This window comes from Micromonospora sp. NPDC050397 (genome assembly GCF_044901685.1).
Lineage (GTDB): Bacteria > Actinomycetota > Actinomycetes > Mycobacteriales > Micromonosporaceae > Micromonospora_G.
Genome location: NZ_JBJDPS010000002.1, coordinates 542,689 through 568,572, shown reverse-complemented (window position 1 = coordinate 568,572; position 25,884 = coordinate 542,689). Strand labels below are relative to the sequence as shown.

24 protein-coding genes and 1 pseudogene are annotated in these 25,884 nt (G+C 71.8%); 10 read left to right on the top strand and 15 right to left on the bottom strand.

Features of this window, described 5'->3' with window-relative positions; genetic code table 11:
* Positions 1-10: 10 nt before the first annotated feature.
* Positions 11-1,957 (bottom strand): hypothetical protein, encoded by a 1,947-nt coding sequence (locus tag ACI2K4_RS08710; RefSeq protein WP_404509814.1) that lies wholly within the window; start codon positions 1,955-1,957, stop codon positions 11-13.
* 188 nt (positions 1,958-2,145) lie between these two features.
* On the opposite strand from ACI2K4_RS08710, the gene ACI2K4_RS08705 reads away from it, so the two are divergent.
* Entirely contained in the window at positions 2,146-3,333 is a 1,188-nt protein-coding gene (locus ACI2K4_RS08705) for a hypothetical protein (protein ID WP_404509812.1), read from the top strand.
* Positions 3,334-3,509: 176 nt separating this feature from the next.
* Here ACI2K4_RS08705 and dxs read toward each other — a convergent pair whose 3' ends face one another.
* Positions 3,510-5,498 carry a 1-deoxy-D-xylulose-5-phosphate synthase gene (gene dxs / locus ACI2K4_RS08700; RefSeq protein WP_404509811.1) on the bottom strand — a complete coding sequence of 663 codons (1,989 nt, stop codon included), beginning with the start codon at positions 5,496-5,498 and terminating at the stop codon, positions 3,510-3,512.
* A gap of 233 nt (positions 5,499-5,731) precedes the next feature.
* Between dxs and ACI2K4_RS08695 the strand changes: the two genes are divergently transcribed.
* Positions 5,732-5,986, top strand: a complete 255-nt coding sequence (locus ACI2K4_RS08695) for a hypothetical protein (protein WP_404509810.1) — start codon at positions 5,732-5,734, stop codon at positions 5,984-5,986.
* A 61-nt stretch (positions 5,987-6,047) separates the two neighbouring features.
* Here the strand turns inward: ACI2K4_RS08695 and ACI2K4_RS08690 are convergent, their stop codons facing one another.
* Positions 6,048-7,412 carry a class I SAM-dependent RNA methyltransferase gene (locus tag ACI2K4_RS08690; RefSeq protein WP_404509808.1) on the bottom strand — a complete coding sequence of 455 codons (1,365 nt, stop codon included), beginning with the start codon at positions 7,410-7,412 and terminating at the stop codon, positions 6,048-6,050.
* Positions 7,409-9,493 (bottom strand): APC family permease, encoded by a 2,085-nt coding sequence (locus ACI2K4_RS08685; protein ID WP_404509807.1) that lies wholly within the window; start codon positions 9,491-9,493, stop codon positions 7,409-7,411. Before ACI2K4_RS08685 ends, ACI2K4_RS08690 begins: the two co-directional genes overlap by 4 nt.
* 169 nt (positions 9,494-9,662) lie before the next feature.
* On the opposite strand from ACI2K4_RS08685, the gene ACI2K4_RS08680 reads away from it, so the two are divergent.
* Together ACI2K4_RS08680 and ACI2K4_RS08675 are read left to right on the top strand one after the other, a co-directional pair.
* Positions 9,663-10,328, top strand: a complete 666-nt coding sequence (locus ACI2K4_RS08680; RefSeq protein ID WP_404509805.1) for a potassium channel family protein — start codon at positions 9,663-9,665, stop codon at positions 10,326-10,328.
* A 1-nt stretch (position 10,329) separates the two neighbouring features.
* On the top strand, positions 10,330-11,019 hold the full coding sequence (locus ACI2K4_RS08675; protein ID WP_404509804.1) for a potassium channel family protein: 690 nt from the start codon (positions 10,330-10,332) through the stop codon (positions 11,017-11,019).
* 11 nt (positions 11,020-11,030) lie between these two features.
* Here ACI2K4_RS08675 and ACI2K4_RS08670 read toward each other — a convergent pair whose 3' ends face one another.
* From ACI2K4_RS08670 to dut, 4 genes and pseudogenes are all read right to left on the bottom strand, one after another.
* Positions 11,031-11,723, bottom strand: a complete 693-nt coding sequence (locus tag ACI2K4_RS08670) for a DUF3159 domain-containing protein (protein WP_404509803.1) — start codon at positions 11,721-11,723, stop codon at positions 11,031-11,033.
* 40 nt (positions 11,724-11,763) lie between these two features.
* Positions 11,764-12,144: an OB-fold nucleic acid binding domain-containing protein gene (locus ACI2K4_RS08665; protein ID WP_404509802.1), complete on the bottom strand. Its 381-nt coding sequence runs from the start codon at positions 12,142-12,144 to the stop codon at positions 11,764-11,766.
* 295 nt (positions 12,145-12,439) lie between these two features.
* A pseudogene (locus ACI2K4_RS08660) lies at positions 12,440-13,108 on the bottom strand (DUF3710 domain-containing protein); the annotation flags it as partial.
* Positions 13,105-13,605: a dUTP diphosphatase gene (dut, locus tag ACI2K4_RS08655; protein WP_404509800.1), complete on the bottom strand. Its 501-nt coding sequence runs from the start codon at positions 13,603-13,605 to the stop codon at positions 13,105-13,107. The pseudogene ACI2K4_RS08660 and the gene dut, both read right to left, overlap by 4 nt.
* A gap of 87 nt (positions 13,606-13,692) precedes the next feature.
* Between dut and ACI2K4_RS08650 the strand changes: the two genes are divergently transcribed.
* On the top strand, positions 13,693-14,232 hold the full coding sequence (locus ACI2K4_RS08650; protein ID WP_404509799.1) for a DUF3093 domain-containing protein: 540 nt from the start codon (positions 13,693-13,695) through the stop codon (positions 14,230-14,232).
* On the opposite strand, the gene ACI2K4_RS08645 is transcribed toward ACI2K4_RS08650, so the two are convergent.
* Both ACI2K4_RS08645 and ACI2K4_RS08640 read right to left on the bottom strand, forming a co-directional pair.
* Entirely contained in the window at positions 14,229-15,104 is an 876-nt protein-coding gene (locus ACI2K4_RS08645; RefSeq protein ID WP_404509797.1) for a hypothetical protein, read from the bottom strand. The two genes, ACI2K4_RS08650 and ACI2K4_RS08645, sit on opposite strands and share 4 nt — an antisense overlap.
* Positions 15,105-15,245: 141 nt before the next feature.
* Positions 15,246-15,542, bottom strand: coding sequence for a DUF4193 domain-containing protein (locus ACI2K4_RS08640; protein ID WP_121159124.1), 297 nt, complete (start codon positions 15,540-15,542; stop codon positions 15,246-15,248).
* A gap of 439 nt (positions 15,543-15,981) precedes the next feature.
* Between ACI2K4_RS08640 and ACI2K4_RS08635 the strand changes: the two genes are divergently transcribed.
* Positions 15,982-16,497, top strand: a complete 516-nt coding sequence (locus ACI2K4_RS08635) for a LytR C-terminal domain-containing protein (protein WP_404510304.1) — start codon at positions 15,982-15,984, stop codon at positions 16,495-16,497.
* Positions 16,498-16,778: 281 nt separating this feature from the next.
* On the opposite strand, the gene ACI2K4_RS08630 is transcribed toward ACI2K4_RS08635, so the two are convergent.
* Complete coding sequence (locus ACI2K4_RS08630) at positions 16,779-17,600, bottom strand: inositol monophosphatase family protein (protein WP_404509795.1); 822 nt, start codon at positions 17,598-17,600, stop codon at positions 16,779-16,781.
* Between the two features lie 286 nt (positions 17,601-17,886).
* On the opposite strand from ACI2K4_RS08630, the gene ACI2K4_RS08625 reads away from it, so the two are divergent.
* A complete protein-coding gene (locus tag ACI2K4_RS08625) occupies positions 17,887-19,500 on the top strand; it encodes an RNA polymerase sigma factor (protein WP_404509793.1) in 1,614 nt (537 codons plus the stop codon).
* Between the two features lie 245 nt (positions 19,501-19,745).
* Complete coding sequence (locus ACI2K4_RS08620) at positions 19,746-19,979, top strand: hypothetical protein (protein ID WP_404509791.1); 234 nt, start codon at positions 19,746-19,748, stop codon at positions 19,977-19,979.
* Between the two features lie 210 nt (positions 19,980-20,189).
* Here ACI2K4_RS08620 and ACI2K4_RS08615 read toward each other — a convergent pair whose 3' ends face one another.
* The 3 genes from ACI2K4_RS08615 to ACI2K4_RS08605 form a co-directional block, all read right to left on the bottom strand.
* Positions 20,190-21,911: a DEAD/DEAH box helicase gene (locus tag ACI2K4_RS08615; RefSeq protein ID WP_404509790.1), complete on the bottom strand. Its 1,722-nt coding sequence runs from the start codon at positions 21,909-21,911 to the stop codon at positions 20,190-20,192.
* 181 nt (positions 21,912-22,092) lie between these two features.
* Entirely contained in the window at positions 22,093-22,803 is a 711-nt protein-coding gene (locus tag ACI2K4_RS08610; RefSeq protein ID WP_404509789.1) for a trimeric intracellular cation channel family protein, read from the bottom strand.
* 39 nt (positions 22,804-22,842) lie between these two features.
* The gene (locus ACI2K4_RS08605; RefSeq protein ID WP_404509787.1) at positions 22,843-23,061 is read right to left on the bottom strand and encodes a DUF3039 domain-containing protein; all 219 of its coding nucleotides are present in this window, start codon (positions 23,059-23,061) and stop codon (positions 22,843-22,845) included.
* Between the two features lie 104 nt (positions 23,062-23,165).
* Between ACI2K4_RS08605 and ACI2K4_RS08600 the strand changes: the two genes are divergently transcribed.
* Together ACI2K4_RS08600 and ACI2K4_RS08595 are read left to right on the top strand one after the other, a co-directional pair.
* On the top strand, positions 23,166-24,101 hold the full coding sequence (locus tag ACI2K4_RS08600; RefSeq protein WP_404509786.1) for a pseudouridine-5'-phosphate glycosidase: 936 nt from the start codon (positions 23,166-23,168) through the stop codon (positions 24,099-24,101).
* A complete protein-coding gene (locus ACI2K4_RS08595; RefSeq protein WP_404509784.1) occupies positions 24,098-24,997 on the top strand; it encodes a carbohydrate kinase family protein in 900 nt (299 codons plus the stop codon). The genes ACI2K4_RS08600 and ACI2K4_RS08595 overlap by 4 nt, the downstream gene beginning before the upstream one ends.
* 113 nt (positions 24,998-25,110) lie before the next feature.
* Here ACI2K4_RS08595 and ACI2K4_RS08590 read toward each other — a convergent pair whose 3' ends face one another.
* Positions 25,111-25,485: a YciI family protein gene (locus tag ACI2K4_RS08590; protein WP_404509782.1), complete on the bottom strand. Its 375-nt coding sequence runs from the start codon at positions 25,483-25,485 to the stop codon at positions 25,111-25,113.
* Positions 25,486-25,884 lie beyond the last annotated feature (399 nt).

Here is a 25,884-nt window from a genome sequence, read left to right as displayed (position 1 = left end):
AGTCGCCCCATCAGCTACTCGGCGCGGTCAGGGTCCGGATGTCCCACAACCAGACGTCGTCCACCCGCCGGCCGGGGCCGACGATCTGCTCCACGGTGCGGCGCAGCGGTTCGGCGTTACGCTCCCGGACCGGGAGCACCAGGATCGCCGTGCGCCAGTGCCGCAGCTCGTCCATCGAGCGGCGGCGCTCGCGGTCGGTCAGGGTGAGCACCCGGCCGGTGGTCGAGACCTGGTCGAGCAGTTCGCTGACGCCGCTCGGGCGTCCACCGAACCGGCCCGGGTCACCGGTGTTGCCGTTGCGCGGGGCGAGGAAGTAACCACCCGGGATCTTGAAGTCGAGGTTGGTCGAGGCGGCCCACCGCATGCCGTTGGTGTGTCCCATGGCCGGCACCGGCACCGGGACCAGCGACTGGTCCGGGCCGACGAACTGCCGCCAGTGCCCCGAGGTGACGAAGTCCGGTACGGGCGGCCGGGGGCCGACCTTGAGCGGCAGCGGGACCAGCGGAACCAGCACCACGGCGAGCGCGGTGATCACACCGATCCGACGGATCCGCAGCTCGACGGTCTCCAGCGCCCAGGCCCGGTCGACGGCCACGGCGAGCAGCACGCCGATGACGACCGTCGTGATCAGACCGAACCGGGTCGGCACCACCGCGTCCAGCAGCGGCACCTTGACCAGCCACTCCCACGGGCCCCAGAACAGCTCCCGGTTCCAGTAGGAGACCCGCTCACCCAGCGACAGGATGGCGAAGAAGAGGCCGGTGAAGGCGAGCGCCCGGACCAGCACCTCGCGCCGGAGCCAGATCACGATGCCCAGGGTGAGCAGCGCGAGTCCCCAGCCGAAGAAGGCGTTCTCCTCCGAGTAGTTGGGAGCCAGGTTCGCGTTGGCCCGCTCGTTGCCGCCGAGGGTCGGCGACCCCGGGCTGATGAACGCGGCCAGGTCGTTGCCATAGTCGCGGACCGCGTCGCTGAGACCGTGGTACGCCTGCCGCCCGGCGAACTGCACGTAGAGCGGGTACGCGAGCAGGGCGACCGCGAGCAGGGCGCAGACCAGCAGCCCGGTGCCGAGCGGGCGCCACGCCGCACGCCACCTCCCCGGCTGCTGCGCCACCACGGCGAGCAGGAAGATCCCGCAGGCCAGCGCGGTGAAGAGGAGGATCTCCTCGTTGATGAACGCCTGGTAGCTGACCAGCACGGCGAGGATCAGGCCGTCGCGTACCGGCCGGGTGGTGCGGGTGAGCACGAGCACCCGCCAGACGATGAACGGCAGCAGGAACTGCGAGATGATGTTCGGGTGCCAACTCGCGTGTGACAGCAGCGCCGGGGAGAAGCCGCAGAACCAGCCGCCGACGATCGCCGCGATCGGGTTGCGGACCACGTGCCGGGACAGCACCCAGTACCAGGCCGAGGCGGTGCCGGCGAGGCCGAGCGTCACCAGGACCACGAAGGACACCGCCGGGCCGAACAGCAGCGTCACCGGGATCATCGGAATGCCCAGCCCCAGGATGGCGGTGTTCGCCATCAGGTTAACCCCGTCAGGATAGTTCAACCGGTCGGTGAAGAACGGGTATTCGCCGTGCAGCACCACCCGTACCGAATGGGCGAGGAAGAACTGCACCTGTGCCGGGTCGCTGCTGTAGAGCGACGCCACCCGACCGGCCGGGTCGATCCAGATCTGGCTGGTCACCCAGAAGGCGGCGAGCAGGAATGCACCGAAGACCAGCAGGTCACGGCGCCGGGTCGGCCACCGGCGTACGTTCGTGCCCGGGTCGTCGGAGCGGTCGGCGGTCTCCCGGTCCGGACCGGATTCGGGGGGTGTCGGCGCCGGGTCGGCACCACCGGCCGCGTCGAGGGTGACCGGCTCCCGCTCTCCGGTCGGATCGATGGCAGCGTGCCCGCCGGACCCGGTTGGCTCCGGTTCCGGTGTCGTTTTGAGACGAGGCTCGGCAAGCGTCACAGTCGGCGGAGTCTACCGGAGCGTCACGGACGTATCGGACGGCACGTACGGGTTTGCGCGTCGATAAACCACTCCCGAGCGTGAGTCGACAAAAGCTGGCACGGCTTTGCGAGGTGCGGCCCGAGCCCCGCCCGAGATCTCGTAAGATGTGGCATCCGCAGCACGCCGACGGGATCGGGGGCTTACAGGTGGGTTCGGTCCGTCATGGCGGTGTGCTGGGCGCGCTGCTGGCGCTGGCGGTGTTGGTGGCCGGCTGTGGTCCGAGCACGACCGAGCCGTCCGACCCGCTCCGGGTCGGCGCCGACTCGCGCGACGGCTCGCTGGAAACCTGGCCCGCCCGGGGCGGACTGGCCGGCGATCCACAGGCGACGGCCGCGGTCACCCGGGCGGTGGCGCACTGGCGTTCCCCGGTCGACGACCGGGTGCATCTCTCCTCCTCGGGCATCCTCTGGCTCGGCCAGCTCGACGGTGGGCCGATCGCCGTGGTCGCCGCGGACGTGCCCGGCGACGCCGGCTCCTGGTTGCTACAGCTCTCCGGCCGGGGCGCCGAGTTCGAGGTCACCGAGGCGCTCGACTACTCCGACCCGGGCTACCTGATCTACTCCGACGTGCTGCCGCTCACCGTGCCGCAGGGGCGGCGCTACCTGACCTCCACCCGGGTCGAGCGGCTGCTCGGACCGGACGGCAAGCCGTTGGCCGTGACCGACGGGGTGAGCGCGCCGGTGGAGGTGCCGCGCTGCGGGGCGGTGCCGATCACCGCACGGCTGCGCAGCACCGAATCGCTGCCCCAGGGGCGGGCGAACGACCGGCTGGTCGACCTCGGCACCGGGATCGACGGCCCACGGTATCCGCTGGTGGTGGACGAGTCCGGGTCCGGTGCGAGCGCCCTGGACGGGCTGGACACCTGCGTGCTCGCCGCCGCCACGGGTCCCTTCGGCAGCATCCCGCGCCGCGTCCACGACCGTGATCATCTCGGTTCGGTACCAACCTCCTGGCCGGCCGACCGGGTGGCCGCCCGCCCGCTGGGTCAGGTCCGGATCGGTGACGAGAAGGCCGGCAAGCTCGAACAGCTCTCCTGGCACACCGACGCGGGCGTGATGAACGCGGTCGTGCTGCGCCCCGCCCAGGGGGCCCCGGTGGTCTCGGAGGCGGACCGGGTGAACCCGTTGCAGGCGTACGAGCTGCCCACCCCCGGCAAGACCCTGGTGGTCCTGGTCTGGCGGGCCAACTCGGAGACCAGCCTGGCGCTGCCGCCCGGGGTGGTCCGGCTGGTGGACCGGCCCGGCCTGGCGGTGGTCGAGGAACCCGCCGACCCGGAGACGTTCACCCTGAACACCGCGGACAAGTCCTACCAGCGCCAGATGGGCGGCCAGTAGCGCCCGCCGGGACGCTCACTCCGCCGGGGCCGGTCCGGGACCCCCGGACCAGCCCTGGGCCGGCGTACGTGGACGACCAGCCCTGGGCCGGCGTACGCGGACGGCGGAAACGGCACCGCCAGCGCCGGTACACCCGGTGACCCGGGGACCGACGCTGGCGGTGGAGTTGTCGCGGATCAGGCCCGACCGTTGCGGCCCTTGGCGGCCCGGTCACCGCTGACCGGCCGCTGCTCGGCGGCGGCGGCGATCCGCACCGGCTCGATCGGCGCGTCCAGGCGGGAGACCCAGCCGGTGACGTCCCGGGCCACGTCCTGTGCGGTCAGCCCGAGGTCGGCGAGGATCTGCGCCCGGGTGCCGTGCGGCTGCCAGACCGACGGCACCCCGAGGTCCCGCAGCGGCACCGTCACGTCGGCGTCACGCATCGCCTTGGCCAGCGCGTCGCCCACCCCACCGGCGCGTACGCCGTCCTCGACGGTCACCACCAGCCGGTGCTCACCGGCGAGCGTCACCAGCTCCTCGGGGATCGGGCGGATCCACCTCGGGTCGACCACGGTCACGCCGTAACCCTGCTCGGCCACCCTGGCCGCCACCTCGACCCCGAGCTGCCCGAACGCGCCCACCGCGACCAGCAGCACGTCGGTACGGGCGGACTCGGCCAGCACGTCGACCTGACCCACCCGGCGGACCGCCGGCAGGTCCTTGGCGACCGAGCCGGTCGGGAAGCGCAGGATCGTCGGCCCGTCGTCGACCGCGACCGCCTCACGCAGTTCGGCGCGGAGGGTCGCGGCGTCGCGGGGCGCGGCGATCCGGAGTCCGGGCACCACCCCGAAGACGGACATGTCCCAGATGCCGTAGTGACTCGGCCCGTCGGGGCCGGTGATGCCGGCCCGGTCGAGCACGAAGGTGACCGGGAGCTTGTGCATCGCCACGTCGAGCAGGACCTGGTCGAAGGCGCGGTTGAGGAAGGTGGCGTAGACGGCGACCACCGGGTGCAGGCCGCCGAGCGCGAGACCGGCCGCCGAGGTGGCCGCGTGCTGCTCGGCGATGCCGACGTCGTAGACCCGCTCGGGATACTTGCGGGCCAGCGCGGCGATGCCGGTCGGCTCGGCCATCGCGGCGGTGATGCCGACGATGTCGGGGCGCTCGTCGGCGACCGCCACCAGCTCGTCGGCGAAGACCTGGGTCCACTTGACCGACGGCGCGGCGAGCTGCTTGCCGTTGGCGACGTCGAAGGCGCTGGGGCTGTGGAAGCAGTCCGCCTCGTCCTCTTCCGCCGGCCGGTAGCCGTAACCCTTGCGGGTCACCGCATGCACGATCACCGGGCCGCCGAAGCCCCTGGCCCGACGCAGCGCCGACTCGACCGCGGCGACGTCGTGCCCGTCCACCGGGCCGACGTACTTGATGCCGAGATCCTCGAACATCGCCTGCGGCGCGACCGCGTCCTTGATGCCCTTCTTGACCGCGTGCAGCACCTCGTACATCGGTCGGCCGACCAGCGGGGTCGAGCCGAGCGCGTCCTTGACCACGTCGAGCACCCGCTCGTAGCCGGGGTTGAGCCGCAGGGTCGAGAGGTGGTCGGCCAGGCCGCCGATGGTCGGTGCGTACGACCGGCCGTTGTCGTTGACCACGATGACCAGCGGGTTGCGGGCGGCGGCGATGTTGTTCAGCGCCTCCCAGCACATGCCGCCGGTGAGCGCGCCGTCGCCGACCACGGCGACCACGTCGCGCCGCTCACCCCGCAGGGCGTACGCCTTGGCCAGCCCGTCGGCGTAGGAGAGCGCGGTCGAGGCGTGCGAGTTCTCGATCAGGTCGTGCTCGCTCTCGGCCTGGCTCGGGTAACCGGAGAGCCCGCCACGCTGGCGGAGGTTGTCGAAGCCGTCCTGCCGCCCGGTGACCATCTTGTGCACGTACGCCTGGTGTCCGGTGTCGAACAGGAAGCGGTCGCGGGGCGAGTCGAAGACCCGGTGCATGGCGAGGGTCAGCTCGACGACGCCGAGGTTGGGGCCGAGGTGTCCGCCGGTACGGGACACCTTGGCGACCAGGAAATCGCGGATCTCGGCGGCGAGCAGGTCGAGTTCCTCGGCCGACATCCGCTTGACGTCCTGGGGGCCGCGAACCGTCGCCAGCAGCCGGCCAGGGTTGGCCGCACCCTCTTCAACTCTCATGACCGGAGAGTCTATCGGCCCCGGCGGCGCCCGCAGCCCGGGCCGAGATGGTGCGTGGGATTTCCACGAAACCAGCCGGTCACCCTCCGTGGCTACCGTCCGGGTCGGCCGGTACGCCGATCAGCCAACCGGTTCCACCGGATCGTCACCGACTCCGGGCAGCAACGACGCGGGCACCACGAGCAGGGCGACTTAACATGGCGATAACACTCTCCTCTTTCAGAGGTGCAAAGATGTCGCCTCGTCCTCGTCCCCCGCACTGGTCGGGTCCCGGCGCCGGGACCCGGATGTCCGGCCGCTACGCCACCGGCCAACTCCTGGCGCTGCTGGTGGTGACCCTGATCGGCCTGCCACTACTGCCGCTGCTCCTGCTGATCATCGCCTGGATCCGGCTGCGGGACCGGGCCCAGGCCCGCGCCGAGCGTCGGGCCGCCCGCCGGGCGTCAACCACCCCGACCGCCCTGGCGCACGGCCTGCTCCTCCGCTGAGCGGCGCGAACTCCTCCGCCGAGCGGCGCGCGAACTCCCGCCCGGACCCGTCCCCGCCGGACTAGCTTTCCGGTCCGGCCGGTACCAGCAGCCCGACGCACTCCACGTGCTGGGTCATCGGGAAGAGGTCGAATCCGCGCAGTTCGACCAGCCGCCAGCCGGCCTCGGCGAAGACGCGTACGTCACGGGCGAACGCCGCCGGGTCGCAGGCGACGTACGCCACCGCCCGTGCCCCGACGCCGGTGAGCGTGCGTACCACCTCGGCACCGGCACCGGTGCGGGGCGGATCCAGCACGACCAGGTCGACCGGACCGGTGATCCGGCGGCGGGCCAGGGCGGTCTCCACCTTCGCCGACACCACCTCGACCCCGGTCAGGTCGGCCAGGTTGCGCCGGGCCGCCGCCACGCCCGACGGCGCCGCCTCGACCATGGTGATCCGGCCGGTCGGACCGACCCGCTCGGCGAGCGCGGCGGCGAAGAGCCCCGCCCCGCCGTACAGGTCCCAGGCGCGTTCGCCCGGCTGCGGCGCGAGCATCTCCAGCACCGCGCCGACCAGGGTGTCCGCCGCCGCCGGGTGGACCTGCCAGAAGGCGTCGGCGGGCAGTTCCCACTCCCGGCCGGCGGCCAGCTCGCGGACCGTCTCCGGCCCCCGCTGGTTGACCTGTACGCCGTCCACGACCGTCCGTACGTTCACGTCCCCACCGGCCGAGGCGACCGTCTCCACCGCCTCGGCGTCCGGCCAGCGCTGCCCGTCCGAGGAGAGCACCGGCAGGGCCTGGATCGCGGGGTGGGCGATCAGACAGCGGTCGACCGGCACCACCTCGTGCGAGCGGTGCTTGAGCAGGCCCGCCCGGCCGGCGGCGTCGACCGCGTACCGGACCCGGGTACGCCAGCCCAGCGGCCCACCGGGCAGCGGCTCGATCCGTACCCCCAGCGCCTCGACCTCGGCCGGGGTGAGGTGGCCGAGCCGGCGCAACTGCTCGCGTACGACCTCGGTCTTCCAGTCGAGCTGCGCCTCGGGCGAGACGTGCTGGAGGTCGCAGCCACCGCACCGGTTCGGCCCGGCGTACGGGCACGGCGGTGTCACCCGCCCCGGCGCCGCCTCCAGTACGGTCACCGCGTCCGCCCGCAAATATCCCCGGTTGACCTCGGTGACCTCGGCGATCACCCGCTCACCCGGCAGGGCGTGCCGGACGAAGACGATCTGCCCGTCGAGCCGGGCGACGCAGTGCCCGCCGGGGGCCACCGCGTCGATCGTCAGCTCGATCAGCTCGGCCTCGCCCGGCCCGGTCCGCTCCCCGCCGGTCCGCTCCGCGCTGTCCTGTTCCACTCTGGTCCGCTCCGCCGGAGGCTGGGTGTGCCGGCCCGGGTCGGCGCCGGGCCGGGTCTGGTCCGGGGCCACCGGGTCGGTGCCGGCCCGGCTCATCGGGACCGCTCCGTCGGCTCGGTCCCGGTCCCGGTCCCGGTCGGCGCGGCCGGTGGTGGCTGGGGCGGGGCCGGGGTGAGCAGGCCACCGACGCTCGCCCCGCGCGGGCCCCGGGCGGGGGTGCGGCTCAGCGTCGCGTCGTACCGGTCCAGGTCCTTGCTCGCGGACGAGGCGAGCTGCCAGGGCACGCTGGTGACCATCACGCCCGGCTCGTAGAGCAGGCGGCCCTTGAGTCGCAACGCGCTCTGGTTGTGCAAGAGGTTCTCCCACCATCGGCCGACCACGTACTCGGGAATGAAGACGGTGACCACGTCGCGGGGTGCGTCCCGGCGCACCGAGGCGACAAAGTCGAGAATCGGGCGGGTGATCTCCCGGTACGGCGAGTCGATCACGGTCAGCGGCACCGGGACCCCCCGCCGCTCCCACTCGGCCTGGATTACCCGGGTGTCCTTCTCGTCCACGTTCACCGTCACCGCGGTCAGCGTGTCCGGCCGGGTCGCCTGGGCGTACGCGATCGCCCGCAGCGTCGGCTGGTGCACCTTGCTGACCAGCACGATGGCGTGGTTGCGGGCGGGCAGCATGGGCCGCCCCTCGGCCGGGGTCAGCTCGGCCGCGACGGTGTCGTAGTGCTTGCGGATACCGAGCATGAGCAGGTAGATCACGGCCATCGCGGCGATCGCGATCCAGGCACCGAGCAGGAACTTCGTGATCAGCACGATCACCAGTACGACCCCGGTCAGCCCCATGCCGAAGCTGTTGATCGCCCGGGACCGGATCATCCTGCGCCGGCGTTCCGGGTCCCGCTCCACCCGCAGCAGCCGGTTCCAGTGCCGGATCATGCCGGCCTGGGAGAGGGTGAAGGAGACGAAGACCCCGACGATGTAGAGCTGGATCAGCCGGGTGATCTCCGCCTGGAAACCGACGATCAGCACGATCGCTGCGATGGAGAGGAAGACGATGCCGTTGGAGAAGGCCAGCCGGTCGCCCCGGGTGTGCAACTGACGGGGCAGGTACCGGTCCTGGGCGAGGATCGAGCCGAGCACCGGGAAGCCGTTGAAGGCGGTGTTCGCGGCCAGGAAGAGGATCAGCGCGGTCACCCCGGCGACCACGTAGAGCAGGAACGACCCGCTGCCGAAGACGGTCTCGCCGAGCTGGGTGGTGACGGTCTTCTGCACGTACCCCTCGGGACCGGAGATGATCTGCCGGGCCGGGTCCTCGACGAACTGGAGGTGGGTCAGGCGGGCCAGCCAGATGATGCCGACCAGCATGGTGACTGCGACCACCCCGAGCATCAGCAGCGTCGACGCCGCGTTCTTGCTCTTCGGCGGCTTGAACGCCGGTACGCCGTTGGAGATCGCCTCCACCCCGGTCAACGCCGCGGCGCCCGAGGAGAAGGTTCGCAGCAGCAGGAAGACCAGGGCGAAGCCGGTGACGCTGTGCTCGGCCTGGATGTGCAGGTCGGCGCTGGGCGCCCGCAGGTCGTCGCCGAGCACGAAGACCCGGACCAGACCGGTGAGCACCATACCGATGATCACGATCATGAAGCCGTAGGTCGGGATCGCGAACGCCGTACCCGACTCGCGCAGGCCGCGCAGGTTGATCGCGGTCAGGATGACCACCGCCGCCACCGCGACGCCGACCTTGTGGGTGGCCACGAAGGGCACCACCGAGCCGAGGTTGGCCACGCCGGAGGAGACCGACACCGCCACGGTCAGCACATAGTCCACCAGCAGGGCGCTGGCCACACCGAGCCCGAACCGGGGCCCCAGGTTGACCGTGGCCACCTCGTAGTCGCCGCCACCGGAGGGGTAGGCGTGCACGTTCTGCCGGTAACTGGCCACCACCGTGAGCATCACCACTACCACGGCCAGCGCCACCCAGGGCGAGAACACAAACGCCGAGGCGCCCGCGATCGACAGGGTCAGCAGGATCTCGTCCGGCGCGTACGCGACGCTGGAGAGCGCGTCGGAGGCGAAGACGGGCAGGGCGATGCGTTTGGGTAGCAGGGTGTGCTGCAGCTTGTCGGACCGGAACGGCCGACCGAGCAGCAGTCGCTTCATCAGAGAGGTGGGGCTGGCCACAACCGCTAAGGGTACGACCGGCAGGTGCCGGTCGACATCGGGTGGCGATCAACCTCTCCCCCGCGCGTACGAGTACGGTCGGGCGGCGTGGGCTGCCCCCGGCATGGCACGCTCTGAGGGTCCCCCGGCCGCCGGCTGGAACGGACGGTTCACGCCAGGAGGAAGCACCGTGCACATCGTGATCATGGGATGTGGACGGGTCGGCTCGACGCTCGCCCACGATCTGGAGTCCCGCGGTCATTCGGTGGCCGTCATCGACCAGAACGCGGACAGCTTCCGCCGGCTCGGCCCCGACTTCGGCGGGATCACGGTCACCGGGGTCGGATTCGACCGCGAGGTGCTGCGCCAGGCCGGGATCGAACGGGCCGACGCCTTCGCCGCGGTCTCCAGCGGGGACAACTCCAACATCATCTCGGCTCGGCTGGCCCGGGAGACGTTCGGCGTGGCCCGGGTGGCCGCCCGGATCTACGACCAGCGGCGGGCCCAGGTCTACGAACGGCTCGGCATCCCGACCGTGGCCACCGTCCGGTGGACCGCCGACCGGATGATCCGCCACCTGGTGCCGGAGGGGAACGTGGAGATCTTCCGCGACCCGACCAGCACCGTGTCGATCATCGAGGTGCCGGTGCACAAGGACTGGGTCGGCCGGCCGGTACGCGCCATCGAGGAGGCGACCGGAGCCCGCGCCGCGTACGTGATGCGGTTCGGGATCGGAACGCTGCCCACCGTGTCCAGCGTTCTACAGGAGGGTGACCAGCTCTTCATGCTCGTCACCGACGACATGGCCGGCGGGGTCACGACGGCGGCCGGGCTGCCGCCGGAAGGGGGACAGTGACATGCGGGTCGCCATCGCGGGAGCCGGCAACGTGGGGCGCTCGATCGCCCAGGAGCTGATCGACAACGGCCACCAGGTCATGCTCGTGGAGCGGCAGCCGAAGATGCTGCGCCCGGAGCGGGTGCCGGACGCCGACTGGGTGCTCGCCGACGCGTGCGAGCTGGCCAGCCTCGAGGAGGCCGACCTGGCGAGCTGCGACGTGGTGGTCGCGGCGACCGGCGACGACAAGGTCAACCTGGTGGTCTCGCTGCTGGCCAAGACCGAGTTCGCGGTGCCCCGGGTGGTCGCCCGGGTGAACCGGGCGGAGAACGAGTGGCTCTTCACCGACCAGTGGGGGGTCGACGTCGCGGTGAGCAAGCCGCGGGTGATGGCCGCGCTGGTCGAGGAGGCGGTGACGGTCGGCGACCTGGTCCGGCTGATGACCTTCCGGCAGGGCGAGGCGAACCTGGTCGAGATCACCCTGCCGAACGCCGCGCCCTACGTCGGGCACCCGATCCACGCCGTACCGCTGCCCCGCGACGCGGCCCTGGTCGCCATCCTGCGCGGCCGGCGGGTGCTGGTGCCGAGCCCGGACGACCCGCTCGAGGCGGGCGACGAGCTGATCTTCGTCTGCACCGCCGAGGTGGAGGACGCGGTACGGGCGGTCATGCTCGGCGCGGACAGCGTGGAGCGGACCCGGGCGGAGGGCTGACCACCGCCCGGTCAGCCCGCGCTGGTCGCGGTGCTCGGCACCGGCGGCGCGTCCCGGGTCACCCGGCGCACCGTCCAGACCGTGATGGCAAGCAGCAGGAGGTACGGGGGGTAGCCCAGCACCAGCCGGGCGACCCCTAGCGCGGTGTCCTGGTCGGCGAGGTAGAGCGCCGCCTGGACCCCGACCTTGGCCAGCCAGACCACGCCCCAGAGCACGGTGAGCCAGGTGAAGGTACGCACCAGCTTGCCGTCCTGCCGCCACTCGGACTTGCCGCCGGCCACGAAGACCGACCAGATCCAGCCGACCAGCGGCTGCCGGATGGCCGCCGAACCCAGCAGGACCAGCCCGTAGGCGATGCCGTAGAGAATGCCGGGCAGGTAGAAGTCCTTCGAGTCCCCGCTGCGGTACGCGATGAAGGCACCGACGCCGATGCCGAAGAGCCCGTTGACCGCGTGCCGGACCGGCCGGCGTTGGAGCAGCCGCATCACCGCGATGGCCACCGCGACCGCCAACGACGCGATCAACGCCGGCCGCAGGTCGGCCAGCACGTTCACCAGCACGAAGATGATCACCGGAATGCTCGACTCGACCATCCCCCGCCAGCCGCCGAGCTGCTCGGCCACCTGTTCGGCGATGGTCGGCAGCGGCGGTTCCCCCGCCGGTTCGGCGTCGACCCTCTCGGCCGGCTGTGGTCCAGTCGTCATCTGCGCGTCTTCCGTTCGGGGCGGCTGCCCGGCCTCGGACTCAACGGGGCAGTTCCAACTCGTAGTGCGGGTTGTAGATGACTTTACGGTCATCCCGGAGTGCCACGCGACCACGAACGGTCAACTGCCGGCCCGGCTCGATGCCGGTGATGTGCCGGCGCCCCAGCCAGACCAGCGTCACCACGTCAGTGCCGTCGTAGAGGTCCGCCTCCAGGGTGGGCAGGTTCGTCCGGGGGGTGTACACCACCGTACGGAGCCGCCCGGAGAGCGACACCTGCTGACCGCGTCGGCACAGCCCGGCCGGCGTGCCACCACACTGCGCGCTCTCCCGGCGCAGCTCCTGCGCCTCGATCTCGGCCTCGCTCGCGGTCAGCCGCTGCAGGAGGTTGCGCAGCGACCCCCGACCCTCGTCGGTCGCCATGACCTCTGTGCCTCCTCGATCCGCCCGGGTCACCCCGTCGCGGCCCACTCCAACCAACCCTGCCAGGGCCCGCACCGCCAGCGTACGCCGATCCACCGGGGCGACGCGGACCCGGTGGAACCGCCCGGGTCCGCCGATGCCGCCGGCACCGGGGAGCCGGTCAGACCGAGCCGCGCGGGCGCGGCGAGGGCTTGTCCCGACGCGGCCCCTGATCGGTCGCGCCGTTGATCCGGGGCGCACCGCCGGCCCCGTCCGGGCCACCGCCGTCCGACGAGATCACGGTCTCCCCACCCGGCGGGTTGCCGGTCGACCCCGCCTGGGCGGCCTGCCGGTCGGCGATCTCCCGGGGCAGTCGCAGGGGCAGCGGTTCGCGGACCGGCTTCGCCTCCTGGCCCCGGTCCACCACCAGCCCGTGCAGGCACTCGACGAGCGGTCCGGCTGCGTCCGGGTCGGTCGCCACCCGCCCCTGGTAGACGCCACGGACCATCCAGCGGGGGCCGTCGATGCCGACGAAGCGCAGATCGGTGAACTGACCCTCCGGGGTACGCACCCGAGCCCTCAGCTCGACGCCGTACTCGCCCTCGCTCTCCTCGGCCGCCGTCCCCTCGTTGAACAGGGACTCGCGGATCTCCTGGCGCACCTCGTCCCAGATCCCCTCGGACCGGGGCGCGGCGAAGACACCGAGTTGCAGGGCGTTCTCCCCGTGCAACAGCACGACCTGCTGGACCACGCCGTCGGGATCGGCCTGGACCCGGATCTCCACGTCGGCGACCGCGGGGATGTGCAGGCTGCCGAGGTCGAGCCGGTCCACCCCGTCCGGGGCCTGCGACACGTCGTACGGACCCCGGTCCGGCACCCGGTCCTCGGTCGGGTCCAGCTCGGGCTGGTCGGCCGCCGACCGCCCGGACCGGCCGGACCGCTCGTCACGGGCGTGCCGTCCGCCACGTCCTCGAGAAAAGATCACCGTGCCGACCTTTCGTTGTGCTCGCTTGCGTCGCGGGGGGTCACCAGATCCGCGTGTCCGCCAGTCGAACCGTGCCCACCCTCACCCCGCGCGGTGGCGGGCAGCTCGTCGACCGGGTGGAAGCCGGCCCGTTCGACCCGCTGCACCACGAGTTGCGCGATCCGGTCGCCACGACAGATCTTCGCCGAGTTCGCCCGATCGTGGTTGATCAGGTTGACCATGATCTCGCCACGGTAGCCGGCGTCGACCGTACCGGGCGCGTTCAGCACCGTCACACCGAGCCTGGCCGCCAGCCCCGAACGCGGGTGGACCAGGCCGACGAACCCCTCCGGCAGGGCGATCGCGATTCCCGTACGGACCAGAACCCGCTCCCCCGGCGCCAACTCCACGTCCTGGGCCGAGAGCAGGTCGGCGCCCGCGTCACCGGGGTGTGCGTACACCGGTAGCGGTAGGTCCGGGTCGAGCTGACGCACGGGTACGGGCACAGCTTGGGTCACGGTCTCACTCTTCCGATCCGGTGGTCCGCTGGCGGTCGCCTCTATCCTGCCGGGTCACCCCGCCGCGCCGCGCCGTACCCTCACACTGTGGCACCAACTCGTCTCGATTCCGCCGCCGGACCCGGCACGGGCAGCGCCGACGGATACCGCGAACGGCTGCGCCTGCCCTGGTGGTGGTGGCTGACCGGGCTCGCCGCCGCGGCATTGCTGTCGATGGAGGTCTGGCTCGGCTCGAACGGGACCCGGGCGTGGCTGCCGTTTGTCGTGCTGCTGCCCGCGACCGCCGTCGGGCTGTGGCGGCTGGGCCGGATCGCCATCCGGGTGGACGGTGGCGAGTTGCTGGTCGACGACGCGCGGCTGCCGGTCGGGTTTGTCGCCGACGCGATCGCCCTGGACGCCAGCGGCCGGCGCGAGGTGCTCGGAGTGGGCGCCGACCCGCTCGCCTTCGTCGTCCAGCGCCCCTGGGTCGGCGGTGCCGTACAGGTGGTGCTCGACGACCCGGCCGACCCGACCCCGTACTGGGTGATCAGCTCCCGGCATCCGGTGCGGCTGGCCGAGGCGATCCTGGCCGCCCGGGGCGACCGGGACGACGCGCCCGACCGCTCCGCTCCCGCCAACGCGGGCTAGCCGGTCTCGCCGGGTCGGTGCTCCGGCTCCGCCTGCGGCGGGGCGGTGATCGCCCGGAACTGCTTGCGCAGGTCGGTACGGATCGCGTCGCCCAGCCCGAGGGTCGCCCGCCGGTTGAGGTAACCCGCCACCGCGGCTCCGGTCAACAGCGGGGCGAGCGTGGTCAGGTTGCGGCCGAAGCGCCGCAACAGCACGTCGCGCAGTTGCTTGCGGGCCGGCGCGCCGAGGATCGCGCTCACCCCCATGCCGGGCAGGAACGGGTTCACCCCGCGCCGGCTCGCCCAGGACTGGATCAGGGCGGTGGCCCGCTGGGTGCTGCTCCCCGGCACCGACACCCCGTACGCCTCGTGCAGCTCGCCGATCAACTTGATCTCGATGGTGACCACCGCGACCGTCTCCGCCGCCAGCAGCACCGGCGCGGAGAGCAGGCTCGGCGTGACGGCCCACTCGACCGCCGCCACCCCGCCACCGGCCGCACCGACCCCGGCGGTGGCGCGTGCCGCGTTGCGGATCAACCGCTCGGCGAGCGCGTCCCCGTCGAGGCCGTCGTAGTGCCGGCGCAGCGTCTCCCGGTCCCGGATCGGGATGTGCGGCACCACCTCGCCGACGACGTCGCTCATCCACCGGATCGCCGCCCTGGGCCGGAACAGGTCGCCCAGGCCGCGGGCGCGGACCTGGCCGACGAGCCGGCCCAGCAACCTGGTCCGACGCGCCGGTTCGAGGTCGTCCTCGGTCAGCGCGGCGATGGTCGCGCCGAGGTTCCCCTCGGCGCTCTTCGTCTCGGCGTCCGGTGCGGAATCCACCGGGCCGGTTCCCCCGGTCGGCGCCGGCACCCCCGCAGGGGTTTCCGGCGCCTGCTCGGAGCGGGTCATACGCCGACCTCCAGCCATGCCGGTCCGTCCAACGTCGAGTCGGTCGGATCGAGTCAAGCAGGTCAGCGCCACCCGCGCATCTCGAATCGAACGCGGTCCGTCCGCCGCCTCACCCTCGCCGCCCCCGGCGCCGGTGCGGCCTCAGGCGCACTCGCGGCAGATCAGCTCACCGTTGCGTTCCACCGCGAGCTGACTGCGGTGGTGCACGAGGAAACAGCGGGCGCAGCGGAACTCGTCCGACTGCATCGGCAGCACCTTCACCGTGAGCTCTTCGTCGGCCAGGTCTGCACCAGGAAGCTCGAAGCTCTCGGCAACTTCGGCCTCGTCGACGTCCACGGCGCCCGACTGTGAGTCGACGCGCCGGGCCTTCAGCTCTTCCAGGCTGTCCTCGCCGAGGTCGACCTCGTCGCGACGCGGGGCGTCGTAGTCGGTGGCCATCGGTTTCACTCTCCCATATCGATATAGTCGCTTCCGGTTGTAACGCCGGAAGACACTGTTTCGGTTCCCGCTGGCCGGTCGTCTTTTTCCGGTCCCCGACCCCGGCTCGGTGCCCGGGCCACGGCCGCCCGGGGGAACACCCCTGGCGAGCGCGGTACCTTACCCCCCATCGGGCGAGGCATGTATACCGCCCTCGCGGCATCCTTGTACGCCCGAGCGGCCAGAGTTGTTCCCAATGTGACTCAGGCGACACGAAGATAGGGGTAGCGGTAGTCCGAACGGCGTCGGCACGCCGGCAGGTTTGCCGGTTTCCGCGCCGGGCCGGACAACGGCTAGCCTCACCGGCATACTCGGTAGCCGACGGCGGCGGGGTCTCCCGTGCCGTACGGCGGCACCGACCACACCTGTACGGGGAGCCAACCAGATGAGTTTTGCCCGGGTGCGAGCGCTTGTCGTCGTCGGGGTGCTGGCGCTGCTCGCACTGACCTTCGTCATCACGGCGCTGTTGCGTGACTCCCAACGCGGGTCGGCCTCCGGCGACGCCTGTCCGGCCGGGTTCAAGCGGGCCAACGTCGTCCTGCGGGAGACCAAGGACATCAAGATCAACGTCTTGAACGCGACAGACACCGCCGGACTGGCCGCCAGCGTCGCCACCGACTTCAAGAACCGCAAGTTCCAGATCGTCAAGCAGGGCAACGACAAGAAGCGGGTCGACAGCGTGGCGGTGCTGCGCTTCGGCCCCAAGGGAGTCGGTTCGGCGCACCTGCTCAAGGCGTACTTCCTCAACGAGGCCGAGGACGAGTACGACCCGAACCGCGACGACGACACGGTCGACGTGGTGATCGGCAACAGCTACACCCAGCTCGCCACCACCACCGAGGTCAACCAGGCGCTCAGCGCCGCCGGGGCGCCGACGCCACCGCCGGGGTCGTGCGCCGACAAGAGCGGCGCCTAGGGCCCACGGCGACGCCGGTCTCCGGCCCGCCGCAGGATCCGGTCCCGCCGGCCGGTCGAGTGCCGGCCAGGATCTCCGCCGAGATCTCCACCGAAGGGTGGATCGATCCCGCCTCTTCAGGTGGGATCGATCCACCCTTCGGCTCAACGTGGGGTAGCCCCGGCGCCCGGGCGCGCTCGTCGGGTCCGACGCGGCGGGCGACCTCGTCGGGTCCGGCGCGGCGGGCGTTTTCGTCGGGCCACGGGGCGGGCGGACCGAACGCGAGACCGATCCGGCGCCGGCTACGGCCCGCCGGCCGCGTCGAGCTTGGCCAGTCGCTCGTGCAACGGCTCGAAGAGCGCGGGCGGCGCGGCGATCACCAGGTCCAGCCCGGCCGGGGCACCGTCCAGCCCGGCCACCCGGAGCCCCGCCTCGGTGGCGACCAGACCGCCCGCCGCGTGGTCCCAGGCGTTGAGGCCCTTCTCGTAGTAGGCGTCCACCCGGCCCTCGGCCGCCAGGCAGAGGTCCAGCGCCGCCGCGCCGAACCGGCGGATGTCCCGGACGTGGGCGATCAGTCCGGCGAGCACGTTCGCCTGGTGGGAGCGACGGGCCGGGTCGTACCCGAAGCCGGTGCCGACCAGCGCCTGACCGAGGTCCGTCTCGGTCGAACCGGCGAGCCGTCGGCCGTCGCGCCAGGCCCCGCCGCCCCGGGTGGCGGTCCACTCGTCCCCGGTGGCAGCGTTGATCACGACCCCGGCGACCACCTCGCCGTCCACCTCCGCGGCCAGCGAGACGGCGTACTGGGGCAGGCCGTACAGGTAGTTCACGGTGCCGTCGATCGGGTCGAGGATCCAGCGTACGGAGCCGGGCCCGGCGACCGTGCCGACGGCGGTGCCGTACTCCTCGCCGAGCACCGAGTCGGCCGGGCGGGCCTCCCGCAGGGCCGCCACGACCTGCCGTTCCACCGCCCGGTCGGCGGCGGTGACCACGTCGGTGACGGTGCTCTTGGTGGCCACCGCCGAAACTCCCTCGGTACGCATCCGTCGGGCGGTCCCGGCCGCCTCGCGGGCCACCCTGAGAGCGAGTTCCAGCAGTTCGTCGGCGCTGGGCCGAGTGCTGACCATGGCGTCCCCTTCTCGCACGGCTGCGACGTCCGCGCCGGACGCGAGTATCATCCTTACAAAGTCCACATGCGCTCCGAGTCGGCGGCCTCCAGCCGCCGTTTCGGCGTGCGGCGGGGGAGGATCCCCGCCGACGGCGTTACAATTCACGCCTGCCCACGCGCCACGGACCGCCGACAACCGGCTGGCCCGGGACTCGGGGGTCCCTCAACCAATCGGTCCGGCACGACGCCTAGCGCTGCGCTGGCCGACCCGGCCGTGCTCGCTCATCGCCTCCGGAAGGTCATTCGTGACAGAACCCCGCCACACCGGCGCCGACGTACGCTCCCTCACCGACACCCTGATCGCCCACGCGCAAAACGCCGGCGGCCAGCTCACGTCGGCTGAGCTGGCGCGCACGGTCGAGTCCGCCGAGGTGACCCCGGCCCAGGCCAAGAAGATCCTACGGGCGCTGTCCGACGCGGGCGTAACCGTCGTCGTCGACGGCTCCGCGAGCACCCGCCGCCGGGTCGCCGCCGCCCGGTCAGCGACTCCCGCCTCCAGGGCCACCACCGCAAAGGCAACCGCCAAGAAGGCCGCGCCGGCCCAGAAGCAGGCGCCCGCCGCCGACGAGGCCGCCCCGGCCCGTAAGGCCGCCGCCGCGCCCCGCGCCGCCGCCGAGAAACCCGCTGAGACGGCCGCCAGAGCCGCCAGCCGCACCGGCCGGGCCACCAAGGCGGCCGGGGCCGGTTCCGGCGCCACCGGCGCCGTGAAGGCGGCCAAGACCGCGGTCAAGACCAAGGGTGCCGAGGACGGCGTCGACGGCGACATCGATCCCGAGGAGCTTGCCGCCGAGATCGAGGACGTCGTCGTCGAGGAGCCGGCCGAGCTGACCCAGGCGGCCGAGTCCGACGCGGCGAACTCCGCGACGGACAACGACTTCGAGTGGGACGACGAGGAGTCCGAGGCGCTCAAGCAGGCGCGTCGTGACGCCGAGCTGACCGCCTCCGCCGACTCGGTCCGGGCCTACCTCAAGCAGATCGGCAAGGTCCCACTGCTCAACGCCGAGCAGGAGGTCGAGCTGGCCAAGCGGATCGAGGCGGGCCTCTACGCCGCCGAGCGGATCCGCGCGGCCGAGGAGGGCGAGGAGAAGCTCGTCATCCAGATGGCACGGGACCTCGGCTGGATCTCCCGGGACGGGGAACGGGCGAAGAACCACCTGCTGGAGGCGAACCTCCGCCTGGTGGTGTCGCTGGCCAAGCGTTACACCGGTCGCGGCATGGCCTTCCTCGACCTGATCCAGGAGGGCAACCTCGGCCTCATCCGCGCCGTCGAGAAGTTCGACTACACCAAGGGCTACAAGTTCTCCACCTACGCCACCTGGTGGATCCGCCAGGCCATCACCCGCGCCATGGCCGACCAGGCCCGCACCATCCGCATCCCGGTGCACATGGTCGAGGTGATCAACAAGCTGGGCCGGATCCAGCGCGAGTTGCTCCAGGACCTGGGCCGCGAGCCCACCCCGGAGGAGCTGGCGAAGGAGATGGACATCACACCCGAAAAGGTGTTGGAGATCCAGCAGTACGCCCGGGAGCCGATCTCGCTCGACCAGACCATCGGCGACGAGGGCGACAGCCAGCTCGGCGACTTCATCGAGGACTCCGAGGCCGTGGTCGCGGTCGACGCGGTCTCGTTCTCGCTCCTGCAGGACCAGCTCCAGCAGGTGCTGCAAACGCTCTCCGAGCGCGAGGCGGGCGTGGTCCGGCTGCGCTTCGGGCTCACCGACGGGCAGCCCCGCACCCTCGACGAGATCGGCCAGGTGTACGGGGTGACCCGCGAGCGGATCCGGCAGATCGAGTCGAAGACGATGTCGAAACTGCGCCATCCGTCCCGGTCCCAGGTTCTTCGGGACTATCTTGACTGACCCCGGAACGTCAACCAGTTGTGTCGGTTTGATCACCAGGTGTACAACACCCGATAGCGATCGGCCGGTTTCCCGGTTGTGATCGTTGACGTGGCACCCTTGGTGCACGGCACACTGTCTCTACCACGTGTGACCTCGGTCCCCCGCGGGCACACTGGGAAGGCCACACCCCGCCAGGGTGTTGCAGGATAGGTGAGCAACGACCGAAGAGAGTGTTCATCGGTGACGACCCGAGGAGGAAGGCGATGACCCCGACCCTCACGCCGCCGCCCGAGACGGTGGCTCCCCCAGCCGCCGATGAACGGTGCGACCGCTGCAACGCCGCCGGCAAGCTCCGGATCACCCTCGCGGGTGGGAGCGAGCTGGTGTTCTGTGGACATCACGCGAACAAGTACGCCGAGGATCTGGTGAAGATCACGGTCCGGTTCGCGGCTGACCCGGATTTCACGTGGCGTGGCGCCGATCTGATGGCGAACTGATACGAATCCCTAGATAGCCTGCCGGAGGTACCCAGACGGGTGCCTCCGGTTGACTATCTCCCGCCCCTGACCGCCGCCGAGCCAGCAATCCGACTGGCCGGTACGGACAGGGACGATCGACGCGTCACGACCGGCCGTGGCTCGTACCCTCCCGAAGGGGTGGCACGGGGCGCGGCCGTCGTCGTGCCGGGACGTTCCTCCCGGTACGGGTCAGAGGGTCTGCACGGTGGCGATGCGCTCTTCCAACTGCTCGATGGTGGCCTGCGCGCTCGGCGGGCCACCACAGATCCGGCGCAGCTCCGCGTGGATCTTCCCGTGCGGCAACCCGGTGCGGTGGTGGTGCGCCGCGACCAGGGTGTTGAGCTGACGGCGCAGCACCACCCGGCGCTCCCCCGCGCTCCGGGGCGCGGACGGCTCCCGGGGCGCCGGCACCGGATCCTCGGCCGCCCGGCGCCGCTTGGCGGCCAACTGCTCCGCCTGACGCTTGTTCAGCAGCACCGCCACCTGGTCGGCGGTGAGCAGCCCGGGCAGGCCCAGATACTCCTCCTCCTCCGGCGTACCGGCCTGGGCGGTGGTGCCGAAGGAGGCGCCGTCGAAGATCACCTGGTCCAGGTGGGCGGTCGCCTCCAGCACCTCGAACCGCTTCTCCAGCTCACCGCTGGCCTTCTCCTCGCGCTGCGCCCGTTCGAGCAGGTCGTCCTCGAAGCCCTCGCGCTTCTTCGGCTCGCCGAGCACGTGGTCCCGCTCGGCCTCCAACTCGCTGGCCAGCCCGAGCAGGTGCGGCACGCTGGGCAGGAAGACCGAGGCGGTCTCCCCGGTTCGGCGGGCCCGGACGAACCGGCCGATCGCCTGGGCAAAGTAGAGCGGGGTCGAGGCGCTGGTCGCGTAGACCCCGACCGCGAGTCGGGGGATGTCGACCCCCTCGGAGACCATCCGTACGGCGACCATCCAGCGCTGCTCGGAGGCGGCGAACGCGGCGATCCGGGCGGACGAGCCGACGTCGTCGGAGAGCACCACGACGGCCTTCTCACCGGTGACCCGCTCGATCAACCGCGCGTACGCCCGTGCCGCCTGCTGGTCCGTGGCGATCACCAGACCACCGGCGTCGGTCATGCCGCCGTCCCGCAGCACCTGTAGCCGCGCGTCGGCGGCCCGCAGCACCTGTGGCATCCAGTCGCCGGCCGGGTCCAGCACCGTCCGCCACGCCTGGGCGATCAGGTCCGGGGTCATCGGATCGCCGAGCCGGGCGGCCAACTCGTCGCCCGCGTTGGTACGCCACCGGGTCTCGCCGGAGTAGGCGAGGAAGATGACCGGCCGCACCACCCCGTCACGGAGCGCGTCGGCGTAGCCGTAGGTCGAGTCCGCGCGGGAGCGTGGCAGCCCGTCACCGCCGCGCTCGTACGTCACGAACGGGATCGGGTTGTCGTCGGACCGGAACGGCGTACCGGTGAGCATCAGGCGTCGTACGGCCGGTTCGAAGGCGGCCTTGACCCCGTCCCCCCAGGTACGGGAGTCGCCGGCGTGGTGCACCTCGTCCAGGATCACCAGCGTCCGCCGGGTCATCGTGCGCCGGCGGTGCACCTGCGGCGCCATGCCCACCTGGGCGTAGGTGACGACCGCACCGTGGAAGTCGGTCGAGGAGTGCAGGTCGGCGTTGCGGAACGCGGCGTCGAGCTGGATGCCCACCCTCGCCGCGGCGAGGGCCCACTGGGTCTTCAGGTGTTCGGTCGGGGCGACAACGGTGACCGCCTCGACGGTGCCGTCGCAGAGCAGTTCGGCGGCGATCCGCAGCGCGAAGGTGGTCTTACCCGCGCCCGGGGTGGCGACCGCCATGAAGTCCTCGGACCGACGGCGCAGGTATCCCACCAGCGCCTTGCGCTGCCAGTCCCGCAGCGCCGGGAAGGTGTCGATCACCGGCAGTCGGGCACCCACGCGAGAACTCCCCTCCGGCTACCGGAACGAACCGGTCGCGGACCGCCGGAATCGCGGTGCGCCGGTGGTAGCGGTAACGGCGGACCATGAAAACGCCCCCGCGTCCCAGGTGGCGCGCGAAGGCCGTCCCAGCATAACCAGGCGGGGCCGAGCGGCCCAGGCGACACCACCGCCCCACCGGTCACACTCCCGGCCGTCTGGCCCCCTCGTCCCCGCCACCCGCGACGGCGTCGCCGCGCTCCGTATCCGGGTCCGACCGTCGGCGTGGCCCCGGGACCGGGACCATCGGGATCGGGGCCGACCAACGCCGCCGCAACGCCACCAGGCGCAGGCCGAGGACGAGCACCATCGCGCCGACCAGCGGCAGCGGCCCGGTCACCCCGGCGAAGTCGAGGGTGACCACCACGATCGCCCCGGCGAGCGCGGCCACCGCGTAGATCTCCCGACGGAACATCACCGGGATCTCCCCGGTGAGCAGGTCCCGGGCCAGACCGCCGCCGATCCCGCTGAGCATGCCGATCAGCACCGCACCGACCGGCGGCACGTCCGCGTCGAGCGCCTTGAGGGTGCCGGTGACGGTGAACAGGGCCAGACCGGCCGCGTCGAGGATCAGGACGGCGGGGCGTAGCCGGGCCAGTTGTGGATGCAGCCAGAAGACCGCCGCCGCGGTCACCGCGGCGGTGACCGCGTAGCGCCAGTCAGCGAATGCCAGGGGTGGGACCTCGTTGATCACCAGGTCCCTGAAGATCCCACCACCGAGGGCCGCGACGAACCCGACAAAGACCACGCCGAACAGGTCGAGCCGCTTCACCACCGCGGCCGACGCGCCGGACGCGGCGAACACGGCCACGCCGAGCAGGTCGGCGAGGAGCAGGGCGGTCGAGGTGGTCACCGCAAGATGTTACGTGCCCTGACCGCGTACGCCCGCGACTCAGTCGCGCATCGAGTCGTAGATCTCCTTGCACTGCGGGCAGACCGGGGAACCCGGCTTGGCCGCCTTGGTGACGGGAAACGTCTCGCCGCAGAGGGCGATCACGAAGGTCCCCATGACCGCACTCTCGGCGATCTTCTCTTTCCGGACATAATGGAACATTTCCGGCCCGGTGTCGGCATCCTTCAACTCCGGACGCTCGAGAACCTCAGTGCTCACGTCGGTAATACCTCCCAGAATGACCCCGCAACTTTCCAGTTTGGCAGGTCACCGACGCGGGGTCCACCGGAACGGCCACCCGCCGGCCCCGTACGGTGATCAACGTGACCAAGTTCAACATCCGGTACGGCGCCGAGGTGGCCGACGCCCGGCGCGACGGGCGCCCGATCGTGGCGCTGGAGAGCACCATTGTCTCGCACGGGCTGCCCCGCCCCGACAACCTCCGGGTCGCCCGGGAGATCGAGCAGGCGGTCCGGGCCACCGGCGCCGTACCCGCCACCATCGGCATGGTCGAGGGCCAACTGGTGGTCGGCCTCGACGACGCCCAACTGACCCGCCTCGCCAGCACCGACGGGGTGGCGAAGCTCTCCGTACGCGATCTCGCGGTGGCCGCCGCGACCGGCGCGGACGGTGCCACCACCGTCGCCGCGACCAGCGCGGTCGCCGCCGCCGCCGGGATCGGGGTCTTCGCCACCGGCGGGCTCGGCGGGGTGCACCGCGAGGCGGCACAGACCTTCGACGAGTCGGCCGACCTGACCGCCCTGGCCCACACCCCGATCGCGGTGGTCTGCGCCGGGGTGAAGTCGATCCTCGACGTCGGCGCGACCCTGGAACGGCTGGAGACCCTCGGGGTGACCGTCGTCGGCTACCGCAGCCGCCACTTCCCCGGGTTCTTCATCACCGACAGCGGATTCACGCTCGACTGGGCGCTGGAGACACCCGAGCAGATCGCCACCATGCTGGCCGCCCGCGCGGACCAGGGCGTGCAACCCGGCGGTGTGATCGTGGCGAACCCGCTGCCGGTCGACGAACAACTCGACCCGGACCTGCACGACCGGACGCTGGCCGACGGACTCGCGCTGATGGCCGAGCACGGGGTGACCGGCAAGGCCGTGACACCCTTCCTGCTCTCCCACTTCCACTCGTCCACCGGCGGCGCCAGCCTCGCGGTCAACGTACGGATCATCCTGCGGAACGCGACCCTGGCCGGGCAGATCGCGGTGGCCGCCGCGACCGGGGCCGGCACCGTCGCCGGATGAGCGGGGCGGCGCGGATCATCGCGGTCGGCGACATCGTCACCGACGTGCTCGCGGTGCTCTCCGGGCCGCTGGCCACCGGCTCGGACACCCCGGCGGACATCCAACTCACCGGTGGCGGCCAGGCCGCGAACACGGCGGCCTGGTTGGCCTCGCGGCGGCACCCGGTAACCCTGGTCGCGGTGGTCGGTGACGACGAGCCGGGCCGGGCCCGAGTCGCGGAGCTGACCGCCGTCGGCGTCGACTGCGCGGTACGTCACTGCGCCGAGGCGCCGACCGGAACGGTGATCGTGCTCGCCGGGCAGGGCGACCGCACGATGGTCAGCGAACGCGGGGCCAACGTTTGGCTGGCCCCGGCCGACGTGGACTCGGCCCTGACCCACGCTCCGGACGCACGACACCTGCACCTGTCCGCGTACACCCTGTTGGACCCCCGGTCGCGCGGCGCCGGCCGGCACGCGCTCGCCGCCGCCCGCGAGCGCGGCCTCACCACCAGCGTCGACGCGGCCTCCGCCGAACCGCTGCGGCGGCTCGGCGCCGCGCTCTTCCTGGACTGGGTACGCGAGGTCGACCTGCTGCTGGCCAACGCCGACGAGGCACTGGTGCTCGCCGGCACCGGGAACGCCCTCGCCCAGGCCGCGCGACTGACCGGGGCGGTACGGCACGCGGTGGTGAAACGCGGCGGCGCGGGTGCGGTCTGGGCGACCCGGGACGGTACGACCGCGGAGGCACCGGCCCACCGGGTTCCGGTACGGGACGTGACCGGGGCGGGTGACGCCTTCGCGGCGGGCCTGCTGTCCGCCTGGGTGCGGGGCGCGGATCCGGCCACGGCACTGACCCTCGGTGGCGAACTCGGAGCGGTTGCGGTCAGTACGGTCGGCGCCCGACCTCCGGCGTGACCGCCCCGCGCCCCAGGTCTCAGCTCGATCCACCCGGGCGTCGTCTCAGGCGTGGTCCTCCCGCCCGGCGAGCCCTCCCAGCGAATCTCGCCCGGCCGGACAACCTCGGGATGTCACCCCCGCCTGTCAGCCTGGCGGAGCATCTCGTCGGTCTCGGGGTCGGCCATGAGCTCGCGGACCTCCTGCGCACAGCGGCAGCCAGCGGCGATCTTGGCCGCCCACTTCAGCGCGTCTTCGCGTGAGGGCACGTCAAGGACCACAAACCCGCCGATGACCTCCTTGGTCTCCGGGAAAGGGCCATCGGTCACCGTCCCGTCCGTGGCCACGACGCTCGCCCTCTGCCTTTGAAGCCCGGTGCCGAACACCCAGACGCCGGCGTCCACCGCCTCCTGGACCACCGCGTGCGAGGCCTTGCCCACGTCGGCCATCTCCTCGTCGGGGATGTGGTCCATCGCACCGTCATTGAACGAAATCAAGTACCGCGTCATCCCACGACTCCCTTGTCCCGGCAGCCCCCGTCGGCCACCTGTCACCTGTCACCTGTCACCTGTTCCACGAACGACGAACCCCGTACTCGACGCCCTGCCCAAAAGAATCTTCCGACGGAAGCTCCGCCGCTCCATACGGGGTGGGGGCGGGGCGGACCGGCGGGTGGTGGGCGGAATGTTCCGTTTGCGAGGTTTTTGGGCTTGATCAACTTGGGTTGGGGTCATGATCGGCGGAATGTTGGCTGGGTCGGGGTCGTTATACATCGCGTACGACCGGAGCAGCGCCGAGGCGTCCCCCGCCTCGTAGAGCCTGTGGCCTCGTACTTCTTCCCGAGTGACGCACCTGTGTCCCCCACGTGTGTGCGCCTCGGAACCCCCGAATGGAAGGTGAACCATCGT

What these genes read in the sequence shown, in the direction of transcription:
- dxs (WP_404509811.1), bottom strand. Translation starts at nt 5,498, where the DNA reads ATGAGAGTTGAAGAGGGTGCGGCCAACCCTGGCCGGCTGCTGGCGACG.
- ACI2K4_RS08695 (WP_404509810.1), top strand. Translation starts at nt 5,732, where the DNA reads ATGTCGCCTCGTCCTCGTCCCCCGCACTGGTCGGGTCCCGGCGCCGGG.
- ACI2K4_RS08690 (WP_404509808.1), bottom strand. Translation starts at nt 7,412, where the DNA reads ATGAGCCGGGCCGGCACCGACCCGGTGGCCCCGGACCAGACCCGGCCC.
- ACI2K4_RS08675 (WP_404509804.1), top strand. Translation starts at nt 10,330, where the DNA reads ATGCGGGTCGCCATCGCGGGAGCCGGCAACGTGGGGCGCTCGATCGCC.
- ACI2K4_RS08670 (WP_404509803.1), bottom strand. Translation starts at nt 11,723, where the DNA reads ATGACGACTGGACCACAGCCGGCCGAGAGGGTCGACGCCGAACCGGCG.
- ACI2K4_RS08665 (WP_404509802.1), bottom strand. Translation starts at nt 12,144, where the DNA reads ATGGCGACCGACGAGGGTCGGGGGTCGCTGCGCAACCTCCTGCAGCGG.
- ACI2K4_RS08645 (WP_404509797.1), bottom strand. Translation starts at nt 15,104, where the DNA reads ATGACCCGCTCCGAGCAGGCGCCGGAAACCCCTGCGGGGGTGCCGGCG.
- ACI2K4_RS08640 (WP_121159124.1), bottom strand. Translation starts at nt 15,542, where the DNA reads ATGGCCACCGACTACGACGCCCCGCGTCGCGACGAGGTCGACCTCGGC.
- ACI2K4_RS08630 (WP_404509795.1), bottom strand. Translation starts at nt 17,600, where the DNA reads ATGGTCAGCACTCGGCCCAGCGCCGACGAACTGCTGGAACTCGCTCTC.
- ACI2K4_RS08620 (WP_404509791.1), top strand. Translation starts at nt 19,746, where the DNA reads ATGACCCCGACCCTCACGCCGCCGCCCGAGACGGTGGCTCCCCCAGCC.
- ACI2K4_RS08595 (WP_404509784.1), top strand. Translation starts at nt 24,098, where the DNA reads ATGAGCGGGGCGGCGCGGATCATCGCGGTCGGCGACATCGTCACCGAC.
- ACI2K4_RS08590 (WP_404509782.1), bottom strand. Translation starts at nt 25,485, where the DNA reads ATGACGCGGTACTTGATTTCGTTCAATGACGGTGCGATGGACCACATC.